The following is a 19,296-nucleotide window of genomic DNA, read 5'->3' on the forward strand; positions in this document are numbered from 1 at the left end:
GTCCGGAGCGGGGAGGGCGGCGGGAGGCGGAGCGCGCATCCCCGGATTATCGCCGGGCCTGCGCCCGCCTGTCCACGCGGGGCAGGCACTCAGCCGCCGCCGATACCCCGCATGACCTTGCCGCTGCCGCCGCAGTTGGAACAGGGCCGGCCGTCGGACAGCTTGCCGGTACCGGCGCAGGCTTCGCAGACGTCTTCTCCGGCGCCGGGCGTACCGGGTTCCGCTTCGTCGCCGGGATTCAGGTCGGGATCGGGTTGCATGCTCATGGCGTCCTCACAGTGGTTGGTCACGCGGCCATTGTAGGCGTCGCATGCGGGAGGCGGCGCAGCGCTGGACGCTGAGGCGAGCCGGGCTTATACACAAAAATTGCCGTAAAATAATTTTGTGCGGACTCGTTCCCATTGCGCGACAGCTGTGCGTAAACCCTTGATTTGTGGGGCTATCGTGATTGCCTTCCCAATAGGCAAATTGTTGAAAGCCGCACGGATGGCCGCATTCGGCGTGTCAAGCCCCCGCTTTTCCACATAGTTATTCACAGACTTTGTGGATATCAGGAAAACTTTTTAATTATTAACTACTTAGCATGTCTTCTGCATGTAATCCATGACCTGACGCCGGGCAAAATGTGGATTCAATCGTGCGCGGGCTTGACTCTGCATTTCTTTAAGCTTGCACAAGAGAACTGGATAAATGTACAGTATGGCATTTGCCGCCGCCATTTCCTTGTGTACCCCCATGTCCGCCGTCCACCAGCAGTCCACCCTAGATGATGCCTTCGCCGGCCTGAATGCCGAACAGCGCGCCGCGGTCGAGCACGACATCGGCGCCGCCAGCGTGCGGCCGCTGCTGGTGGTGGCCGGGGCGGGCTCGGGCAAGACCAATACGCTGGCGCACCGCGTCGCGCGCCTGATCCAGCTGGGTGCCGATCCCCAGCGCATCCTGCTGCTGACGTTTTCGCGGCGTGCGGCGGGCGAGATGAGCCAGCGCGCCAGCGGCGTGCTGCAGCGCCTGCTCGGCAAGGGCGGCAGCGCCAATGCGGCCCAGCTGAGCCTGCCCTGGGCCGGCACCTTCCACGCGATCGGCGCTCGCCTGCTGCGCGAGTATGCCGGCCGCATCGGCCTGGACGAATCCTTCACCATCCACGACCGCGGCGACTCGGAAGACCTGATGGGACTGGTGCGCCACGAGATCGGCCTGTCGCATACGGAAAAGCGCTTTCCGCTGAAGGGCACCTGCCTGTCGATCTATTCGCGGGTGGTCAACAGCCGCGAGCCATTGGAGGCGGTGCTGCAGTCCACCTTTCCCTGGTGCAGCGAGTGGGAAGGGCAGCTGAAATCCCTGTTCGGCGCCTACGTCGACGCCAAGCAGGAGCAGAACGTGCTGGATTACGACGACCTGCTGCTGTTCTGGTCCGAGATGGCGAGCGACCCGGAGCTGGGCCCGGAGCTGGGCGCCCGCTTCGACCACGTGCTGGTCGACGAGTACCAGGACACCAACCGCCTGCAGGCGGCGATCATCACCGGCATGAAGCCCGGCGGCGAGGGCGTGATGGTGGTCGGCGACGATGCCCAGTCGATCTATGCCTTCCGCGGCGCCACCGTGCGCAACATCCTCGACTTCCCGAAGCAGTTCTCGCAGCCCGCCGAAGTCATCACGCTGGAGCGCAACTACCGCTCGACCCAGCCGATCCTGGACGCTTCCAACGCCGTCATCGCCGCGGCCCGCGAACGCCACGCCAAGACGCTGTGGACCGACAAGGCCTCCAGTCTCAAGCCGCAACTGGTCCTGATCCCGGACGAAGCCGAACAGGCGCGCTGGGCCTGCCGCCGCATCCTCGAACACCGCGAAGCCGGCATCGCCCTGAAATCGCAGGCGGTGCTGTTCCGCGCGGCCAGCCACAGCGCCGCGCTGGAGCTGGAGCTGATGCGTCGCAACATCCCCTTCGTGAAGTTCGGCGGCCTGAAGTTCCTGGAAGCGGCCCACATCAAGGACGTGCTGGCGGTGCTGCGCTTCGCCCAGAACCCGAACGGGCGCATGGCGGGTTTTCGTGTGGCCCAACTGATCCCGGGGATCGGCCCGGCGACCGCCACCCGCCTGCTGGATGCGGTGGGCGAGGCCGCCGACCCGCTGGCGGCGGTGGAAGCCTTCGCCGCGCCGGGCAAGAGTCTCGAGGACTGGGCCGCCTTCAGCGCACTGTACCGGCGCCTGCGCACGCCGGGACTGCGCTGGCCGGCCGACATCGAGCTGGTCAAGCAATGGTACTTGCCGCACCTGGAACGCATGTACGACGACGCGCAGGTGCGCGCCGCCGACGTCGAGCAGCTCAGCGCGCTGGCCGGCGGGCACGCGACGCGCGAGAGCTTCCTGGCCGAGATCACGCTCGACCCGCCGGAAGCCACCAGCGACCGCGCAGGCAGCCCGCTGCTCGACGAAGACTACCTGATCCTGTCGACCATCCATTCCGCCAAGGGACAGGAGTGGAAATCGGTGACGGTATTGAACGTGGTGGACGGCTGCATTCCGTCGGACATGAGTACCGGGAACAACGACGACATCGAAGAAGAGCGGCGCCTGCTCTATGTGGCCATGACGCGCGCCCGCGAACACCTGCACCTGGTGCTGCCGAACCGCTTCTTCATCAAGCAGCAGGCCCAGATGGGCGACCGCCACGTCTACGCAGCCCGCTCGCGCTTCATCACCCCGGCGATGCTGAAGCATTTCGAAGAGACGACCTGGCTCAGCGCGGACACGCAGCAGCTGCGCAAGCCGGTGCCGGAGAGCGTGCGCATGCTGGTACGGGAGCGCGCTCGGAACGCGTGGAAATGAGCGATGATCGGCACACGTTGAGGACTTATCCCCCGTGCAGTGATTTTGTAGGAATATGCCCCAGACCCCCGCACTGCACGAAAGTGGGGCGCGTGCAAGTCATTGATTTTTAGAGTTTTTCAATTTGCCTGCGGAACGGGCAATTTGTTGAAACCCGCATCATTACTGGACTTTCAGCTTGTCAAGTAGTGCTTTTCCACATCTTTATCCACAGTTCTTGTGGATATTGAAGAACTTCCCATAAAATCAAGCGCTTACGTGCGAAGCTTGAGTTTCCTCAAGCTTCGCCGCCGAGTTGCAGCCCCAGCTTTGCATGCTGGTGTAGAAAGCCCGTGTTGCGGGATCAGGCAGGCGCGTTGGCGCTGGCCCGCTTCAGGCGATCCAGCTCGGCCAGGAAGCGTTCTGCAGCAATGCCGGGGGGCCATGGTTCCCAAGGCGTGCCGCCGAAACAGGACACCAGCGGGTCCTGGTCCAGCACGTCGGCGCGGATCTTCAGCGTGCGCTTGACTTCGTCCGGCGTCCAGCCGGTAACGTGCACCGCTTCGCTTGCCGCCGCGAGTCGGTCGGCCTGCTTGTGCAGCCTGTGCTCCTTCTCGGTCCAGGCCGGCAGGCCGTAGCGCAGGAAGACCATCTGCTCCAGGCGCCTGGTCAGGGCACGAAAGCCTTCGCCCAGGAAGGGCTTGATCACCGAGATCGCATCGAAGCCGAGCAGGCCTTCCTCAGCGTCGTGCAGCAGCTCGCGCAGCTCCTGCAGGGGCGTGGGCGGGGGAGCGATGGCGCGGCGCAGCAGCATCACGGTCAGCGAGTGCTGGGCCACCGACAGGGGCAGCGGCCAGGCCGAATGGCCGCCCCAGCGGTAGGTGCGCGCCAGGCCCAGCGCCAGGTCGGCGTCGTCCCAGTCGAAGGGAGTCGGGTTGAGCAGGTCCAGGCGCTTACCGGAAGGCATGCGGACCCAGGCACGCACGTCGGCGCCGGTTGAGTTGTGCATGCGCCGATTTTACACACCGGCGGGCCCATTCTCCGCATAATTGATACAAGCAAAGATGCTCCACTGCCGAGTGCCTACACTGGACCGGCTAGGCGGGCCCGGCCCGCAGACGGGAGGCGACATGAACGAGGACACCCAGCTGGAATGCGACGTGCTGGTCGTGGGCGGCGGCATCAATGGCGCGGGAATCGCGCGAGACCTTGCCGGGCGCGGCCTGAAGCTGCTCCTGTGCGACAAGGACGACCTCGGGTCCCACACGTCTTCCGCTTCGAGCAAGCTGATCCACGGCGGCCTGCGCTACCTCGAGCACCGCGAGTTCGGCCTGGTGCGCAAGGCGCTGCGTGAACGCGAAACCCTGCTGTGCAGCGCACCGCACATCATGCATCCGCTGCGCTTCGTGATGCCGCACGACGCCTCGCAGCGGCCGGCCTGGCTGATCCGCGCCGGCCTGTTCCTGTATGACCGCCTGGCGCCGCGCAGCTTCCTGCCCGCTTCAAATGCGGTCGAGCTGGGCGGGCACCGCGCCGGCGACCCGCTCAAGCCCAGCTTTACGCGCGGCTTCGAGTACTCGGACGGCTGGGTCGACGATGCCCGGCTGGTGGTGCTGAATGCGCTCGATGCGCACGAGCGCGGCGCCACCGTGCTGACGCACACACGCTGCACGGCCTTCGAGCGCGACCTGCAGTACTGGACGGCGACGCTGGTGCGGGGTGAACGCAGGCTGAGGGTCAAGGCGCGCTGCCTGGTCAACGCGGCCGGCCCGTGGGCCGCGCGGGTCGCCCAGATCGCCACCGGCAGCGCTCCCGCGCGCCGCCTGCGCCTGGTCAAGGGCAGCCACATCGTGGTGCCGCGCCTGTTCGAGCACCAGTACGCCTACATCTTCCAGCATCCCGACGGGCGCATCGTGTTCGCGATGCCCTATGAAGGCGCCTTCACCCTCATCGGCACCACCGACCTCGAGTTCCAGGGCGACCCGGACGGGGTGGCGATCGCCGGCACCGAGACCGCCTACCTGTGCGAGCTCGCCAACCGCTATTTCCGGCGCCAGGTCGCGTCCGCGGACGTCGTCTGGTCCTACTCGGGCGTGCGCCCGCTGCTCGAAGACGACGCCGCCAGCGCCAGCGCGGCCACGCGCGACTACCTGCTCGGGCGCGATACGGCGGGCGCGCCCCTGCTGTCCGTCTTCGGCGGCAAGATCACCACCTTTCGCAAGCTGGCCGAGGAAGCGACGGACTGGATCTCCGGCGCACTCGGGCACACCCGGCCGGGGTGGACGGCGCAGGCCGTGCTGCCCGGTGGAGACCTGTTCGGCGGCCTGCCAAACAGCCGCGCCGTGCTCGAATTCGACGCGTGGGTGGCCGCGCTCGAACGCCGCCATCCCTGGCTGCCTGCCGACCTGGCGCGGCGCTGGGCGCGTGCCTACGGTACCCGTGCCGAGATCCTGCTGGCCGGCGCCGCCGGCATCGATGACCTGGGCGAGGAGGTGGCCCCCGGCCTCCATGCCGCCGAGTTGCGCTACATGATGCGGCACGAGTGGGCCGGCTGCGCCGAGGACGTACTGTGGCGCCGCAGCAAGCTCGGGCTGCACCTGCCTCCTGGTTGTGCGGACGACGTCGACGCCTGGATGGATGCAGCGCGGGCCAGCGAAGGGACGGCCCCGCTGGTCGAGCCGGCCTGAACTCCTGCCGGTTCGCGCTATCATGGCCATCCCTGTTCAAGGATGGAAAAGCCCATGCGTCTCTACGTCAGTCCCCGCGCGCCCAACCCGCGGCGTGTCACCATGTTCATGGCGGCCAAACGAATCGAAGGCATCGAACTGGTCGACGTCGACCTGAATGCCGGCGGCCACCGCAGGCCTGAATTCACCGCCCTGAATCCGTTGGCGCGCGTTCCCGTGCTGGTGCTCGACGATGGCCGCGCGCTGAGCGAGACGCGCGCCATCTGCACTTACCTCGAAGGCCTGTATCCGGAACCGAACCTGATGGGAGTGGACAGCACCGAGCGCGCCTTCATCGAGATGGCCGACCGTCGCATGGAGCTCCACCTGATGCTGGAAGCGGCGCTGTGCGTGCGCCATACGCATCCGGGGCTGGCAAGCCTGGAGCAGCCGCAGTTTCCGGACTTCGGCGCGGCGCAGGGACAAAAGATGCGCGCAACGGCGCGCTGGCTGGACGGGGAGCTGGGCAGGCAGCCCTACGTGGCCGGGGAACGGTTCACGATTGCCGATATCACGGCATTTTGCGCGCTCGAATTCGCACGTGGTTTGCTGCGGTTCAGGCCGGGGCAGGAGGGGATGGCGCACCTGCAGGCGTGGCGCGACCGGATTGCCGCGGAATACAAGGGATAGCCGGGACAAGCGCGTGGCCGGCGGCGCCGGCCACGGCCCACAATCGATTACCGCACCCGCTTGTACCAGCCCCCGTCCCCGAACAACAGCTGGTAGTCCGCCGCACCGGCGTCGGTCGGCGCCAGTTCGCGGTCCAGCCCCAGCACCCCGAACAGCGACAGGCTGTCGCGGAACAGGCGCAGCACGCGCTGGCGCAGCAGCGGCCCGAAATCGGGCAGGGCGCGGCGGCAGATGATGCCGTGGAACTCGTTGAACGAGGCGTCCGTCACCAGGCTGTACTGCGCCCAGGTGATGCGTTCGCGCAGGCGCGGCAGCAGGCGCGCTTCGCCGTTCGTGATCTCGAAGTAGTCGCTCAGGCGCCCGACGCCCCCGCTGGCCTGGTATTGGGCCTGCGACTGGGTCAGCTGGGCCACCGGCAGCGAGGCGTTGCGCACGTCGAATAGCAGCTCGTCGCTGGCGACGGTGGCGAACACCTCGGTGCGGCCGTACAGCTTTTCCTCGGCCAGCAGGATCGCCAGCGTCCAGGCCTCGGCCACGCCGGCCGGCTCGGCCAGCCAGACCTTGGGCAGGGCGGTCGGTCGCAGGCTGTCGCCCAGCGCGGTACGCAGGCGCCGCGTGTCCTCGGGCAGGTCGAACAGCTCGGCCTGCGGCACCGCCAGCGTGCGCACGAGTTCGTGCGCGACACCGGCTTCGTGCAGCACCCGCTCCTGCAGGCTGGAGATGGTCGCCAGCTTGCGCGCGCGCAGCAGCGCGAACAGCTTGTCGCGCAGCCTGGGCCGCGCATAGCCACGGAAATCGACGCCGAAGCGCTGGTAGACGGCTTCCAGAAGCAGTTCGATCTCGAGTTCCTCCGTTGCCTGGGCGGCGGCGAACCCGGACCAGGCACTCAATTCACCCATCGCCGCGGCCTTAGTGGAGCCAGACACGCATCATCGACAGCAGCTGGGCCACATCGACCGGCTTGGTGATGTAGTCCGAGGCGCCGGCGGCGATGCACTTGTCGCGGTCACCCTTCATCGCTTTCGCGGTCAGGGTAATGATCGGCAGCGAACGGAACTTCGGGATGCGGCGGATCGCCCGCATCGTGTCGTAGCCGTCCATCTCCGGCATCATGATGTCCATCAGGACGATCTCGATGGTCGGGTCCTTCTCCAGCACCTCGATGCCGTCGCGGCCGTTCTCGGCGAACAGCACCTGCATCTGCTGGCGCTCCAGCAGGGTGGACAGCGCGAAGATGTTACGCAGGTCGTCGTCGACGATCAGCACCTTGCGTCCGGCCAGGCCGCCGTCCGCCGCGTGGATCTCTTCCAGGATGCGGCGCTGCTGCTCCGGCAGGCTGGCCTGCGAACGGTGCAGGAACAGGGCGGTTTCGTCCAGCAGGCGCTCCGGCGAGCGGGCGTCCTTCATGACGATGGTCTTGGCGTAGCGCTTGAGCTTGGTGACCTCCTTGCGCGACAGTTCCTTGGCGGTGTAGATCACCACCGGCAGGTCGCGCAGGCGCTCGTTGGCGCCGATGCGGTCCAGCAGGTCGAAGCCCGAGACGTCCGGCAGGGTCAGGTCCAGCACCATGCAGTCGAAGCGCGCGCTTTCCAGCGCCTCCATCGCGGCGGCGCCGGTATCGACAGTCACCATGTGGATGTCGGCGTTGCCGATCAGGGCCACGATCGACTCGCGCTGGGCCATGTCGTCTTCCACCACCAGCAGCGAGCGCTTGCCGCCCATCAGGAACTTCTGGATGCGCTTGAACTCTTCCTGCAGCGCCTCGCGGCCCACCGGCTTGTTGATGTACGAGATCGCGCCCTGGCGCAGCGCACGCTCGCGCTCGCGCAGCGAGGACATCACGTGCACCGGGATGTGGCGGGTGTTCGGGTCGCGCTTGAGGCGGTCGAGCACCGTGAAGCCGTCGATGTCCGGCAGGTCGATGTCGAGCAGGATCGCCGACGGCAGGTAGTCGCGCGCCAGCGACAGCGCCGAATCGCCGCGCTGGGTGACGATCCCCTTGAAGTTCTTTTCGCGGGCGAAGTCGAGCAGCACCTTGGCGAAGCGCTCGTCGTCTTCCACGATCAGCACCGACGGGTCGCCCGGGGTCACCAGGCCGCGGTCGTCCAGCACCGAGGAGTATTCGACCAGCGAGCCGGCTTCCACCGTCTCGGCGGTCGCGACCTCGCTGCTTGCTTCCACGGTCGGCTGGTAGGACACGGTGGTGGCCGGGGCCGGCGGCGGAGCCAGGCGGGCCGGCTGCGGCTGGCGCGTCTGTTCATAGTTGATGAAGCCGGCGCGGTTGTACGGCAGGTACAGGGTAAAGGTCGAACCGACGTTGACGGTCGACTCGACGCGGATCTCGCCGCCCAGCAGGCGCGCCAGTTCGCGCGAGATCGACAGGCCCAGGCCGGTGCCGCCATATTTACGCGCGGTCGAGCCGTCGGCCTGCTGGAATGCCTCGAAGATCAGCTGCAGCTTGTCGGACGGGATGCCGACGCCGGTGTCGCGCACCGAGAAGGCCAGCACCGCGTCGGCGTGCACCAGGTTCGGGTGGTCGTGGGTCCAGCCGCTGTTCACCAGCGAGATGGTCAGTTCGACCTGGCCGTGGCTGGTGAACTTGAACGCGTTCGACAGCAGGTTCTTCAGGACCTGCTGCAGGCGCGTGGTGTCGGTCATCACCGCAGTCGGCAGGTTGTCCGCCAGATCGACCTGGAAGCCGAGGTGCTTGGCTTCGGCCATGTGGCGGAAGGTGCGGTCCACGTAGTTGCGCAGGTTCGAGAAGCGGTATTCCGACACGTCCAGCGTGACGGTACCGGATTCGATCTTCGACAGGTCGAGAATGTCGTTAATCAGGGTCAGGAGGTCGGAACCGGAGCCGTGGATGGTCTTCGCGAACTCCACCTGGCGCGAGGACAGGTTGCCTTCCGGGTTATCCGAGAGCTGCTGCGCCAGGATCAGGAGCGAGTTCAAGGGAGTACGCAGTTCGTGCGACATGTTGGCCAGGAACTCGGACTTGTACTTGGAGGACAGGGCCAGCTGGGTCGCTTTTTCTTCCAGCGCCAGTTTCGCCTGTTCCACCTCGCGGTTCTTGCGTTCCACCTCGATGTTCTGCTCGGACAGCAGGCGCGCCTTTTCCGCCAGTTCCTGGTTGGTCTGCTGCAGTTCCTGGGCCAGTGACTGCGACTGGGTCAGCAGCGACTCGGTACGGCTGTTCGCCTCGATCGTGTTCAGGACCACGCCGATCGATTCCATCAGCTGGTCGAGGAAGGAAAGGTGGGTTTCGGTGAAGCGGTCGAGCGAGGCGATCTCGATGACGGCCTTGACCTGCTGTTCGAACAGGATCGGCAGCACCACGATGTTGTTCGGCGGCGCCGAGCCCAGGCCCGAGGACACCACGATGTAGTCACGCGGCACGTCAGTCAGCCAGATGCGGGTCTTCTCCAGCGCGCACTGGCCCACCAGGCCTTCGCCCGGCAGGAAGGAGGTCGGCAGTTTGCGGCTGGAACGGTAGCCGTAGGAGGCGATCATGCGCAGGCGTGCGTCGGTCTCCTGCGAGTCCATCATGTAGAACACGCCGTGGTGGGCCGAGACCAGCGGCGCCAGTTCCGACAGGATCAGCTTGGTCACGGCCTGCAGGTCGCGCTGGCCCTGCAGCAGGCGGGTGAAGCGCGCCAGGTTGGTCTTCAGCCAGTCCTGCTGCGCGTTCTTCTGGGTGGTCTCCTTCAGGTTACGGATCATCTCGTTGATGTTGTCCTTCAGGTAGGACACCTCGCCGCGTGCTTCCACCTGAATGGAACGTGAAAGGTCGCCACGGGTCACCGCGGTCGCCACCTCGCCGATCGCGCGCATCTGGTTGGTCAGGTTCGCCGCCAGCTGGTTGACGTTCTCGGTCAAGTCCTTCCAGGTACCTGCAACACCGGACACGTTCGCCTGGCCGCCCAGCTTGCCTTCGGTACCCACCTCGCGCGCGACGCGCGTCACCTCGGATGCGAACGAGGACAGCTGGTCCACCATGACGTTGATGGTGTCTTTCAGTTCGAGAATCTCGCCCTTCACGTCCACGGTAATCTTCTTGGACAGGTCGCCGCGCGCCACCGCGGTCGTCACCGCCGCGATGTTACGCACCTGGCCGGTCAGGTTCGAGGCCATGAAGTTCACGTTGTCGGTCAGGTCTTTCCAGGTGCCGCCGACGCCCGGCACGTAGGCCTGGCCGCCGAGTTTACCCTCGGTACCCACCTCACGCGCCACGCGGGTCACTTCCGATGCGAAGGAGGACAGCTGGTCCACCATGACGTTGATGGTGTTCTTCAGCTCGAGAATCTCGCCCTTCACGTCCACGGTAATCTTCTTGGACAGGTCGCCGTTCGCCACGGCGGTGGTCACCTCCGCGATGTTACGCACCTGGCCGGTCAGGTTGCCCGCCATCGAGTTCACGCCGTCGGTCAAGTCCTTCCAGGTGCCCGCAACGCCCGGCACGTTCGCCTGGCCGCCCAGGCGGCCTTCGGTACCCACTTCGCGCGCCACGCGGGTCACCTCGGATGCGAAGGAGTTCAACTGGTCGACCATCACGTTGATGGTGTTCTTCAGCTCGAGAATCTCGCCCTTCACGTCCACCGTGATCTTCTTGGACAAGTCGCCGTTCGCCACCGCGGTGGTCACGTCCGCGATGTTACGCACCTGGCCAGTCAGGTTACCCGCCATCGAGTTCACCGAGTCGGTCAAGTCCTTCCAGGTGCCGGCGACGCCCTTCACGACCGCCTGGCCGCCCAGCTTGCCCTCGGTACCCACCTCGCGCGCCACGCGGGTCACCTCGGATGCGAACGAAGACAGCTGGTCCACCATGACGTTGATGGTGTTCTTCAGCTCGAGAATCTCGCCCTTCACGTCCACGGTAATCTTCTTGGACAGGTCGCCGTTCGCCACCGCGGTGGTCACCGCCGCGATGTTACGCACCTGGCCCGTCAGGTTCGAGGCCATGAAGTTCACGTTGTCGGTCAAGTCCTTCCAGGTACCCGCCACACCCGGCACGTAGGCCTGGCCGCCGAGCTTGCCTTCGGTACCCACCTCACGCGCCACGCGGGTCACCTCGGATGCGAAGGAGCGCAGCTGGTCCACCATGACGTTGATGGTGTCCTTCAGCTGCAGGATCTCGCCGCGCACGTCCACGGTAATCTTCTTCGACAAGTCGCCGTTCGCCACTGCGGTGGTCACCTCGGCGATGTTACGCACCTGCGAAGTCAGGTTACCCGCCATCGAGTTCACCGAGTCGGTCAAGTCCTTCCAGGTGCCCGCCACGCCCTTCACCTGCGCTTGGCCGCCCAGCTTGCCTTCGGTACCCACCTCACGCGCCACGCGCGTCACCTCGGACGAGAACGAGGACAGCTGCTCCACCATGGTGTTCGCGGTCATCGCCGCGCGCAGGTACTGGCCCTTGAGCGGGTGTCCGTCCACTTCCAGCGCCATGGTCTGCGACAGGTCGCCTTTCGCCACCGCGCCGATGACGCGCGCCATCTCGGTGGTCGGGCGCACCAGGTCGTCGATCAGGGTGTTGACCGAGCTGATGATGGTGGCCCAGCCGCCCACCACGCCCGGCAGGTCCGCACGCTGGGTCAGGTGGCCTTCGCGGCCCACCACGCGCGACACGTCGGTGACCGTCTCCACCATCTTCTGCTTGGTTTCGATGATGTCGTTGAGCGTGTCGGCGATCTTGCCGGATACGCCCGTCCAGTCCGAGGGCATGCGGACCGAGAAGTCGCCTTTTTTCAGCGCCATCAGGGTGGTCAGCAATAGCTTGACGTCCAACTGTTCGCCCATGTCGGTCATGTTGTTCATCGACTAAATCCTTGTTTCGCGTGGGTGGTGAAAGAGTGCCGCGCCGGCGGGACCGGCGACTGTGAACTGTTAACTGCTGAGAAGATACTCTTGTATAAATTCGAGTCAAGCATCGCAATAGGAGTGAGGTGCTAGCGCCAGGAAATATTGCTATTTAGAAAACCTGGAGTGGGCATTCGGCGGAGGGTAACGTAATCCCCATCAATACAGCGCACGATTGCGGAAATGTTGTTGTATTTGAACGACAACTATGCGTATCTCCAAGCTAACATTGGTTGAAGCTGTGGCAATTGGTGAATATTTGGACGCTAAAGTCATTTAGGATGAATGACGTATTGACCCGCACTTGTCCTATGATCGACACCGCACTATTGCTGGGGCTGCTGGAAGCCGGAGACGACCGCACCTGGGCGCAGCGTCTGTTCGAACTCGCGCGCATCCAGGGTTTCGACCAGATGCTGGTTGGCGTTGTGCCGTCGCGACATGTACGTTTCGAACATGCCTTTACGCGCAGTAACTATTCGGCGGAGTGGCGCGAGCGTTACGAAGCCAATGGCTTCCATTATGTCGACCCGACCGTGGTCCATTGCGTCTCGAATACCCTGCCGCTGGTCTGGGCGCCGTCCACCTTCGGCAGCGGCGTGCCCGGCGCCCTGTACGAGGAAGCCAGCGCGCACGGCATCCGCAGCGGCGTGACCTTGCCGATCCACGGCCCGCAGGGCGAGCTGGGCATGATCAGCTTCGCATCCGACCTGCGGCCCGACGCGCCTTTCGAGCGTTCGCTGTTCGAGGCGCTGCCGGCCCTTTCCCTGATCCGCGACTATGCCTTCGCCTCATCGGCGCGTTTCCGCGAGGCCAAGGCGGAGCCGGAGTTGCCGCGCCTGACCCGGCGCGAGCTCGAGGTGCTGCAATGGGTCATGGTCGGCAAGTCCTCCTGGGAGGTCGCCCGGATCACCAACTGTTCCGAGGCGACCGTCAATTTTCACCTGGCCAACGTGCGCCAGAAATTCGGCGTGAACACCCGCCAGCAGGCGGTGGTCAAGGCGATTTCCCTGGGCCTGATCACGCCTGAAGGTCACCATCGCTGACCCGTCCATTGACGTAGAGGCGCAGCAGGATGGCGACGGGAGGAGGGACCGCAAGGCCGGTCTCGAAGCGGCTTCCGCTCGATTGGGTGACGCCGAAACGGCTCCAGAATTTTTCCTGGCTTTCGCGTTTGGCAATGCGCAGGCGCCGCAGTTCATGTGGCGCGGACCGCTGCGCGCCGCCCGCCTGTGCCGCTTGTTGCGCTTCCAGTTCCGCTGCCAGTGCGTCGCACATCATCTCGTTTCCCATCTTTGCTCCTTTCCATCGGTGGCTATGCAAACTGCAAGTATTCCACCGGCGGCGCGCATAGCCACCTAGCAGAGCTGATAGTTCCGGTTCTGCCCGTCATGCATGAATCTTGTATGCGAAGTGCATAACTTGATCAACCACAACTAGGGGCCAGAAATGACGATGCAAATCAAAATCGCAGCACGCCGTGAGTTCAAATCCAAAGACCTGTGGGAGATGCACACCCTGCGCGCCAAGGTGTTCAGCGGGCGTCTGGGCTGGGAAGTGCCCGTCATGTCCGGCATGGAGATCGATGGCTACGACGCCCTGGATCCGGCCTATATGGTGATGCGCGAACCCGCCGGCACGCTGCTCGGCTGCTGGCGCCTGCTGCCGACCGAAGGTCCCTACATGCTCAAGGATTCCTTCCCGCAGCTGCTCGAAGGCCGCGCGGCGCCGAGCGACGCACGGATCTGGGAGCTGTCGCGCTTCGCCCTCGAGACCGACAAGGAGAACCGCTACGGCTTCTCGGACATGACGATGCAATGCTTCGAGGCTGTGATCCGCTACGGCATCGAGAACGGCCTGACCAATTACGTGACGGTGACCACCACCGCGATGGAGCGCCTCACCCGGCGCGCCGGCGTGGTCACCAGCCGCCTCGGCGAGCCGCAGCGCATCGGGATCGAGAACGCGGTGGCCTTCTATGTGGACGTGCGCGCCACCTGGGAAGCGCTGTATGCCGGCCGCATGGCCCCTCAGGCAGCTTGATCCTTGCCGAGCTGGCGCCGCAGGAAAGTCCAGGTGAGGGCCCACATGCGCGCGGTCTGCGCATTGTCGGCCGCGCCGGCGTGGCCGCCCTCGAGGTTTTCCCAGTACAGCAGCTCGTGGCCCTGTTCCAGCATGCGCGCCGCCATCTTGCGCGCATGGCCGGGATGCACGCGGTCGTCGCGGGTCGAGGTGGTGAACAGCACGCGCGGGTAGCGCTGGCCGGCCCGCACCCGGTGGTAGGGCGAGTAGCGGGCGATCCAGTCCCACTCGGCCGGGTCGTCCGGGTCGCCGTATTCGCCCATCCAGGAAGCGCCGGCCAGCAGCAGGTGGTAGCGCCGCATGTCGAGCAGCGGCACCTGGCAGACCACGGCATTGAACAGCTCGGGACGCTGGGTGAGCACCGCGCCGACCAGCAGGCCGCCATTGCTGCCGCCCATGATGCCGAGCCGGCGCGGGCTGGTAATCTTGCGCGCGATGAGGTCTTCGGCCACGCCGATGAAGTCGTCGAAGGCGCGCTGGCGGTCCTGCTTCAGCGCCGCCTGGTGCCAGCCGGGTCCGAACTCGCCGCCGCCGCGGATGTTGGCGACCACGTAGACGCCGCCGTCTTCCAGCCAGGCCGAGCCGCTGATCGCGCCGTAGGACGGTTTGAGGGACACCTCGAAGCCGCCGTAGCCGTACAGGACCGTCGGGTTGTCACCGTCGAGCAGGGTGTCGCGGTGCATCACGGCGAAGTAGGGCACCCGGGTGCCGTCGCGCGATGGCGCCTCGAACTGGTGCACCTGCAGGCCCTGGGCCTGGAAGAAGGCGGGCATGCTTTTCAGCGGCTCGCGCGCGTCCGTGCCCGCTTCCATCAGGTACAGGGTGGACGGTTCGGTGAAGCCGGTCATGGTCAGGAAGTAGCGGTTCGAGGCGACCCGGTCGAAGGCCCAGGTGTCGAGCGCGCCCATGTTCGGCAGATCGACGTCGCGCGCCTGCCAGCGGCCGTCCTCGCGGCGCAGCTCGACGATGCGGTTCTTGACCTTGTCGAGCACCGTGAGCAGCAAGGCGTCGCGGGTGACCGTGAGGCCGTCGAGCGAGGTGAGGGGCGAGGGCAGGAACAGGAGTTCGAAGGCCGCCTGGCCGCCCAGCGCCGCATCGAAGTCCGCGGCCAGCAGTGCGCCCTGCGGATAGGTCGTGCCGCCCGCTTCCCAGTTCGATCGCAGTTCGATCACGAGCTGGTCGCGCACCGCGAAGGCATTCGCATCCTCCGGCTTGGGTAGCTTGATGAGGCGGCCGTCGCGCCGCAGGAACAGTTCGCTGCTGTAGAAGCCGATCTGGCGCTGCACGAACGCGCGCTCGAAGCCGGGCGTCGCATCGGTCCATGCCGAGGCGGACAGGTCGTCCGGCCTGGCCTCGAACACCGTCGCGGCCGCCTCGAGCGGCGTGCCGCGCCGCCATTCCTTGACGATGCGCGGATAGCCCGATTCGGTGAGCGAACCGGGGCCGAAGTCGGTGCCGACGAACAGGGTGTCGCGGTCGATCCAGGCGACGTCGCTCTTGGCCTCCGGCAGATTGAAACCATCGGGCACAAAGCGGCGCTCTCTTACGTCGAACTCGCGCACCACGTGGGCGTCGCCGCCGCCGCGCGAGAGCGAAACCAGGCACAGCGCGCCGTCGGGCTCGAGCCAGGTGACGCCGCCCCAGACCCAGTTCTCGCCCTCCTCGCGTGCAAGCAGGTCGAGGTCGATGATCGTCTCCCAGGCCGGCGCCCCCTTGCGGTATTCGTCCAGCGTGGTGCGGCGCCAGATGCCGCGCGCGTGAACGGCGTCGCGCCAGAAGTTGTACAGCAGGCCGGCGTGGCAGCCGGCGTACGGGATCTTCTCGGTGGAGTCGAGGATGGCCCGCAGGCGCGCGCGCAGGGCGGTGTAGGAAGGTTGTGCTTCCAGTTCCGCCTCGGTGATCCGGTTGCGCCCTTCGACCCAGGCGCGTGCCTGGGCGCCGTCGACCTCTTCGAGCCAGAGGTAGGGATCGTCGTGGGCGGATGGCGTCGTGGCTGAATTCATTGGGGGTGAAGTAAATATTGTTGAGCAAGCCGGGCCGGCATTTGCCTATACTAGCAACATCGAGCAGGCAGATCCCGCACTCCAGAGCCATGGATTCTTCAATGACCGCTAGTTCCGCAGCGAATACGCCCGGTGTGGCCCAGCAGGGCGCGAGTGCCGCCCCCTGGGTGGCCGGGCTCGCGCTGTCGCTCGCGGTCGGCGCCCTGTGCTACCGGGTCGCGGCCGGGGCGGGCGAGGACGACGCGCGGCGCCGTTTCGAGACCGTGGCGCGCCTGGCCCAGGAACGGGTGTCGAACGCAATCGTCTCGTATACCCAGGTGGTGCGCGGCCTGGCCGCGCTGCATACGGCCGGCGAAGGCCCGCTGACGCGTCTGCGCCTGCACCGCTACGTGAAGGCGCTCGACCTGCCGGCACAGTTCCCGGCGATCGAGGCGGTGTCCTTCATCGCCTACGTGCCCGATGCCCGGCGCGAAGCGTTCATCGCGAGCGTGCGGCAGGACCGCAGCGTGGATCCGAACGGCTACCCGGATTTCGACATCAAGCCGGCCGGACGCCGTCCCTGGTACGCCGTGATCACCTGGGTCGAGCCGGGCAAGCAGCCGAACGACCGGGTCGGCGTCGACATCGCGGCCCAGCCCCACATCGCCACGGTCGTGGCGCGGACGCGCGACGAGGGGAGCCTGGGTGCGTCCGGCAACCCGGTGCGCCTGCAGCACCCGGTTCCACACACGGCGCTCGGCATGCGCGAGCAGCTCTATCTTGGCGGCGGGCTGCCGGCCACGGTGGAGGAGCGGCGCGCGCGCTACATGGGCAGCATCGGCATCGCGTTCTCGGTCGACGAGCTGGTGCGCCGCGCGCTCGGCCCGCAAGGAAGCCAGCCGGTGGCGCTCAGCCTGTACAGCGAAACCGGGCCCGCCCGGCCCACCGCCCGCAACACGATGTCCGGGGCGGCGCCGGCGCTGGATGCGCGCGACCGTCTGCTGCTGGGGCCGGACGTGCGCGGCCAGTCGAAGGCGGCTGGGCGCTTCACGATCCTGCTGCCGATCGATTACGCCGGCACCCGCTGGAAAGCCCATTTCTCGGCCGACCGCGCCGCCATGGCGGCCGGCGCCGACCGCAGCCTGCCGCTGCTGGCCTTCGGCTCCGGCTTCGGGGTGAGCCTGCTGGGCTTCGCGCTGTTCTTCAACCTGTACCGTTCGCGCCGCGCCGCGCTCGACCAGCGGCTGCTGCTCGATTCGGTGCTCGACAACCTGGACGCTTACGTGTACCTGAAGGACAGCGCGCGCCGCCTCCTGTACGTGAATGCGAAGAGCGCGGCGCTGATCGGGCGCAAGGCGGCGGACATCGTCGGCCGGCGCGATTTCGAGCTGGTGCCGGCGCACAGCGCCGACGAGGGATGGGAGCGCGACCGCGCTGTGCTCGACAGCGGCGAACGCCACGCCTGCCAGGTCGAACTTCCGCTGCCGGATGGCAGCGTGCGCCAGATGTGGAGCGTGCGCGTGCCCCTGTACCCGGAAGGCGAGATGCCGGCGGTGCTGTGCATCTCGACCGACGTCACTACGCTGCACGAACTCAAGGCGCGCGCCGATGCGGCCAACCAGGCCAAGAGCGACTTCCTGTCGAACATGAGCCACGAGATCCGCACCCCGATGAACAGCATCATCGGCATGACCCACCTGGCGCTGCAGGCGCACCCCGACCCGCAGCTGCGCGGCTACCTGGACAAGATCTACCACTCGGGCCAGCACCTGCTGGGCATCATCAACGACATCCTCGATTTCTCCAAGATCGAGGCCGGCAAGCTGGAACTCGCCACCCGCGGCTTCATGCTCGACAGGGTGATGCGCAACGTCGAGCAGCAGCTGGGACAGGCGGCTGCCAGCAAGGGACTCGGCTTCGACGTCGAGATCGCCCCCGAGCTGATGCGTCCCCTGCGCGGCGACCCGCTGCGGCTGGAGCAGGTGCTGCTGAACTTCGCCGGCAACGCCGTCAAGTTCTCCGAGCACGGCCGCATCCTGCTGCGCGCCCGGCTCGAACACGCGTTCGGCCCCGAGCTCCTGGTGCGCTTCGACGTGCAGGACAAGGGCATTGGCATCGCGCCCGACAAGCTGGCCGGCCTGTTTACGCCCTTCCACCAGGCCGACCCCTCGGCCACGCGGCGCCATGGCGGCACCGGCCTGGGCCTGGTGATCAGCAAGCAGCTGGCGGAGCTGATGCATGGCGAGGTCGGCGTCGACAGCACGCCGGGCCAGGGCAGCACCTTCTGGTTCACGGCGCGGCTGGAACTGAACCCGGCGCTGGAAGAGGGCGCAGTCGGCGGCGCCGGGCTGGGGGCGGCCCCGGCGGCGCACGCCACCCGCCTGGACGGCTGCGCGGTGCTGCTGGTCGAGGACAACTCCTTCAACCAGCAGGTCGGCCGCGAGCTGCTGCAGCAGGCCGGCGCCGAGGTGAGCGTGGCCGGCAACGGCATCGAGGCGCTGGAGGCGATGCGGCGCCGGCGTTTCGATTGCGTCCTGATGGACGTGCAGATGCCCGTCATGGACGGGCTGGAGGCGACGCGCCGCATCCGCCAGGACCCGCAGCTTGCCAGCACCCTGGTGATCGCCATGACCGCCAATGCCGGGGTCGAAGACCGGGCGCGCTGCCTGCAGGCGGGCATGGACGAATTCCTCAGCAAGCCGGTAGTGCCGGAGCTGCTGGCGGCGACCATCGCGCGCTGCCTCGGCCGCAGCACGGCGCCGGCGCCCGACGTGCTCCCGCCACCGGTTGCCGGCGCCGGGGCGGTCGATTTCGAGGCGCTGGCGGCCAGCTTCGGCGGCGAGCGCGAACGGATGGGTAAATACGCCTTCCTGTTCGTGTCGAGCGCGCGCGATGCGCTGGCTGAAATCGACGCGGCGCTGTTGCGCGGCGACATGGCAAGGGTGGGCGCGGTGGCGCACCGCGTCAAGTCCTCGGCGCGCGCGGTCGGGGCCGGCGCGTTCGCTTCCCTGTGCGAGGAGATCGAGGCGCAGGCCGGGCGTCCGGCCCAGGCCAGGGCGCTGGCGGCACGCCTGCGCGCCCAGCTGGCGCGCGTCGAGCGCGAGATCGCCGGCCGCCTTGGCGTGCGCGCCCGGGACCGAGCCTGACGCTGTCTTTTTGGACATTGTTAGAAGACTAAGGAGCCGAGTCTAGCCTTTCGTGAAACGGTCAAACCG

12 protein-coding genes are annotated in these 19,296 nt (G+C 66.6%); 6 read left to right on the forward strand and 6 right to left on the reverse strand.

Features of this window, described 5'->3' with window-relative positions; translation table 11 throughout:
- Nucleotides 1-89: 89 nt before the first annotated feature.
- Nucleotides 90-266: a hypothetical protein gene (locus FG94_RS27800; RefSeq protein ID WP_200879943.1), complete on the reverse strand. Its 177-nt coding sequence runs from the start codon at nucleotides 264-266 to the stop codon at nucleotides 90-92.
- A gap of 469 nt (nucleotides 267-735) precedes the next feature.
- Between FG94_RS27800 and FG94_RS02705 the strand changes: the two genes are divergently transcribed.
- On the forward strand, nucleotides 736-2,826 hold the full coding sequence (locus FG94_RS02705) for an ATP-dependent helicase (RefSeq protein ID WP_036206759.1): 2,091 nt from the start codon (nucleotides 736-738) through the stop codon (nucleotides 2,824-2,826).
- Between the two features lie 343 nt (nucleotides 2,827-3,169).
- On the opposite strand, the gene FG94_RS02710 is transcribed toward FG94_RS02705, so the two are convergent.
- Nucleotides 3,170-3,814 (reverse strand): phosphohydrolase, encoded by a 645-nt coding sequence (locus FG94_RS02710; protein WP_036206762.1) that lies wholly within the window; start codon nucleotides 3,812-3,814, stop codon nucleotides 3,170-3,172.
- A 121-nt stretch (nucleotides 3,815-3,935) separates the two neighbouring features.
- On the opposite strand from FG94_RS02710, the gene glpD reads away from it, so the two are divergent.
- Together glpD and FG94_RS02720 are read left to right on the forward strand one after the other, a co-directional pair.
- Nucleotides 3,936-5,492, forward strand: coding sequence for a glycerol-3-phosphate dehydrogenase (gene glpD, locus FG94_RS02715; RefSeq protein ID WP_036206765.1), 1,557 nt, complete (start codon nucleotides 3,936-3,938; stop codon nucleotides 5,490-5,492).
- 54 nt (nucleotides 5,493-5,546) lie between these two features.
- Nucleotides 5,547-6,161 (forward strand): glutathione S-transferase family protein, encoded by a 615-nt coding sequence (locus tag FG94_RS02720; RefSeq protein WP_036206768.1) that lies wholly within the window; start codon nucleotides 5,547-5,549, stop codon nucleotides 6,159-6,161.
- Between the two features lie 47 nt (nucleotides 6,162-6,208).
- Here FG94_RS02720 and FG94_RS02725 read toward each other — a convergent pair whose 3' ends face one another.
- Nucleotides 6,209-7,087, reverse strand: a complete 879-nt coding sequence (locus FG94_RS02725) for a CheR family methyltransferase (RefSeq protein WP_229445831.1) — start codon at nucleotides 7,085-7,087, stop codon at nucleotides 6,209-6,211.
- On the reverse strand, nucleotides 7,071-11,975 hold the full coding sequence (locus FG94_RS02730) for a HAMP domain-containing protein (RefSeq protein WP_036206774.1): 4,905 nt from the start codon (nucleotides 11,973-11,975) through the stop codon (nucleotides 7,071-7,073). Before FG94_RS02730 ends, FG94_RS02725 begins: the two co-directional genes overlap by 17 nt.
- A gap of 353 nt (nucleotides 11,976-12,328) precedes the next feature.
- Between FG94_RS02730 and FG94_RS02735 the strand changes: the two genes are divergently transcribed.
- Nucleotides 12,329-13,063, forward strand: coding sequence for a LuxR family transcriptional regulator (locus FG94_RS02735; protein ID WP_036206777.1), 735 nt, complete (start codon nucleotides 12,329-12,331; stop codon nucleotides 13,061-13,063).
- Here the strand turns inward: FG94_RS02735 and FG94_RS02740 are convergent.
- On the reverse strand, nucleotides 13,038-13,310 hold the full coding sequence (locus FG94_RS02740) for a DNA-binding transcriptional regulator (RefSeq protein WP_036206780.1): 273 nt from the start codon (nucleotides 13,308-13,310) through the stop codon (nucleotides 13,038-13,040). The two genes, FG94_RS02735 and FG94_RS02740, sit on opposite strands and share 26 nt — an antisense overlap.
- Nucleotides 13,311-13,466: 156 nt before the next feature.
- Here FG94_RS02740 and FG94_RS02745 point away from each other — a divergent pair, with 156 nt between their 5' ends.
- Complete coding sequence (locus FG94_RS02745) at nucleotides 13,467-14,060, forward strand: acyl-homoserine-lactone synthase (protein ID WP_036206783.1); 594 nt, start codon at nucleotides 13,467-13,469, stop codon at nucleotides 14,058-14,060.
- Here FG94_RS02745 and FG94_RS02750 read toward each other — a convergent pair.
- Nucleotides 14,048-16,102, reverse strand: a complete 2,055-nt coding sequence (locus FG94_RS02750; RefSeq protein WP_036206786.1) for a prolyl oligopeptidase family protein — start codon at nucleotides 16,100-16,102, stop codon at nucleotides 14,048-14,050. The two genes, FG94_RS02745 and FG94_RS02750, sit on opposite strands and share 13 nt — an antisense overlap.
- A 101-nt stretch (nucleotides 16,103-16,203) precedes the next feature.
- Between FG94_RS02750 and FG94_RS02755 the strand changes: the two genes are divergently transcribed.
- Entirely contained in the window at nucleotides 16,204-19,227 is a 3,024-nt protein-coding gene (locus tag FG94_RS02755) for a CHASE domain-containing protein (protein WP_051996068.1), read from the forward strand.
- The last annotated feature ends 69 nt before the right edge of the window (nucleotides 19,228-19,296 follow it).

Source organism: Massilia sp. LC238 (assembly GCF_000735635.1).
Classification (GTDB): domain Bacteria; phylum Pseudomonadota; class Gammaproteobacteria; order Burkholderiales; family Burkholderiaceae_D; genus Telluria; species Telluria varians.

Excerpts from the sequence above, each read along its gene's own strand:
- FG94_RS02730 (WP_036206774.1), bottom strand. The coding sequence starts at position 11,975 with ATGAACAACATGACCGACATGGGCGAACAGTTGGACGTCAAGCTATTG.
- FG94_RS02735 (WP_036206777.1), top strand. The coding sequence starts at position 12,329 with ATGATCGACACCGCACTATTGCTGGGGCTGCTGGAAGCCGGAGACGAC.
- FG94_RS02705 (WP_036206759.1), top strand. The coding sequence starts at position 736 with ATGTCCGCCGTCCACCAGCAGTCCACCCTAGATGATGCCTTCGCCGGC.
- FG94_RS27800 (WP_200879943.1), bottom strand. The coding sequence starts at position 266 with ATGAGCATGCAACCCGATCCCGACCTGAATCCCGGCGACGAAGCGGAA.
- FG94_RS02710 (WP_036206762.1), bottom strand. The coding sequence starts at position 3,814 with ATGCACAACTCAACCGGCGCCGACGTGCGTGCCTGGGTCCGCATGCCT.
- FG94_RS02740 (WP_036206780.1), bottom strand. The coding sequence starts at position 13,310 with ATGGGAAACGAGATGATGTGCGACGCACTGGCAGCGGAACTGGAAGCG.
- FG94_RS02755 (WP_051996068.1), top strand. The coding sequence starts at position 16,204 with ATGACCGCTAGTTCCGCAGCGAATACGCCCGGTGTGGCCCAGCAGGGC.
- FG94_RS02720 (WP_036206768.1), top strand. The coding sequence starts at position 5,547 with ATGCGTCTCTACGTCAGTCCCCGCGCGCCCAACCCGCGGCGTGTCACC.
- FG94_RS02745 (WP_036206783.1), top strand. The coding sequence starts at position 13,467 with ATGACGATGCAAATCAAAATCGCAGCACGCCGTGAGTTCAAATCCAAA.
- FG94_RS02750 (WP_036206786.1), bottom strand. The coding sequence starts at position 16,102 with ATGAATTCAGCCACGACGCCATCCGCCCACGACGATCCCTACCTCTGG.
- glpD (WP_036206765.1), top strand. The coding sequence starts at position 3,936 with ATGAACGAGGACACCCAGCTGGAATGCGACGTGCTGGTCGTGGGCGGC.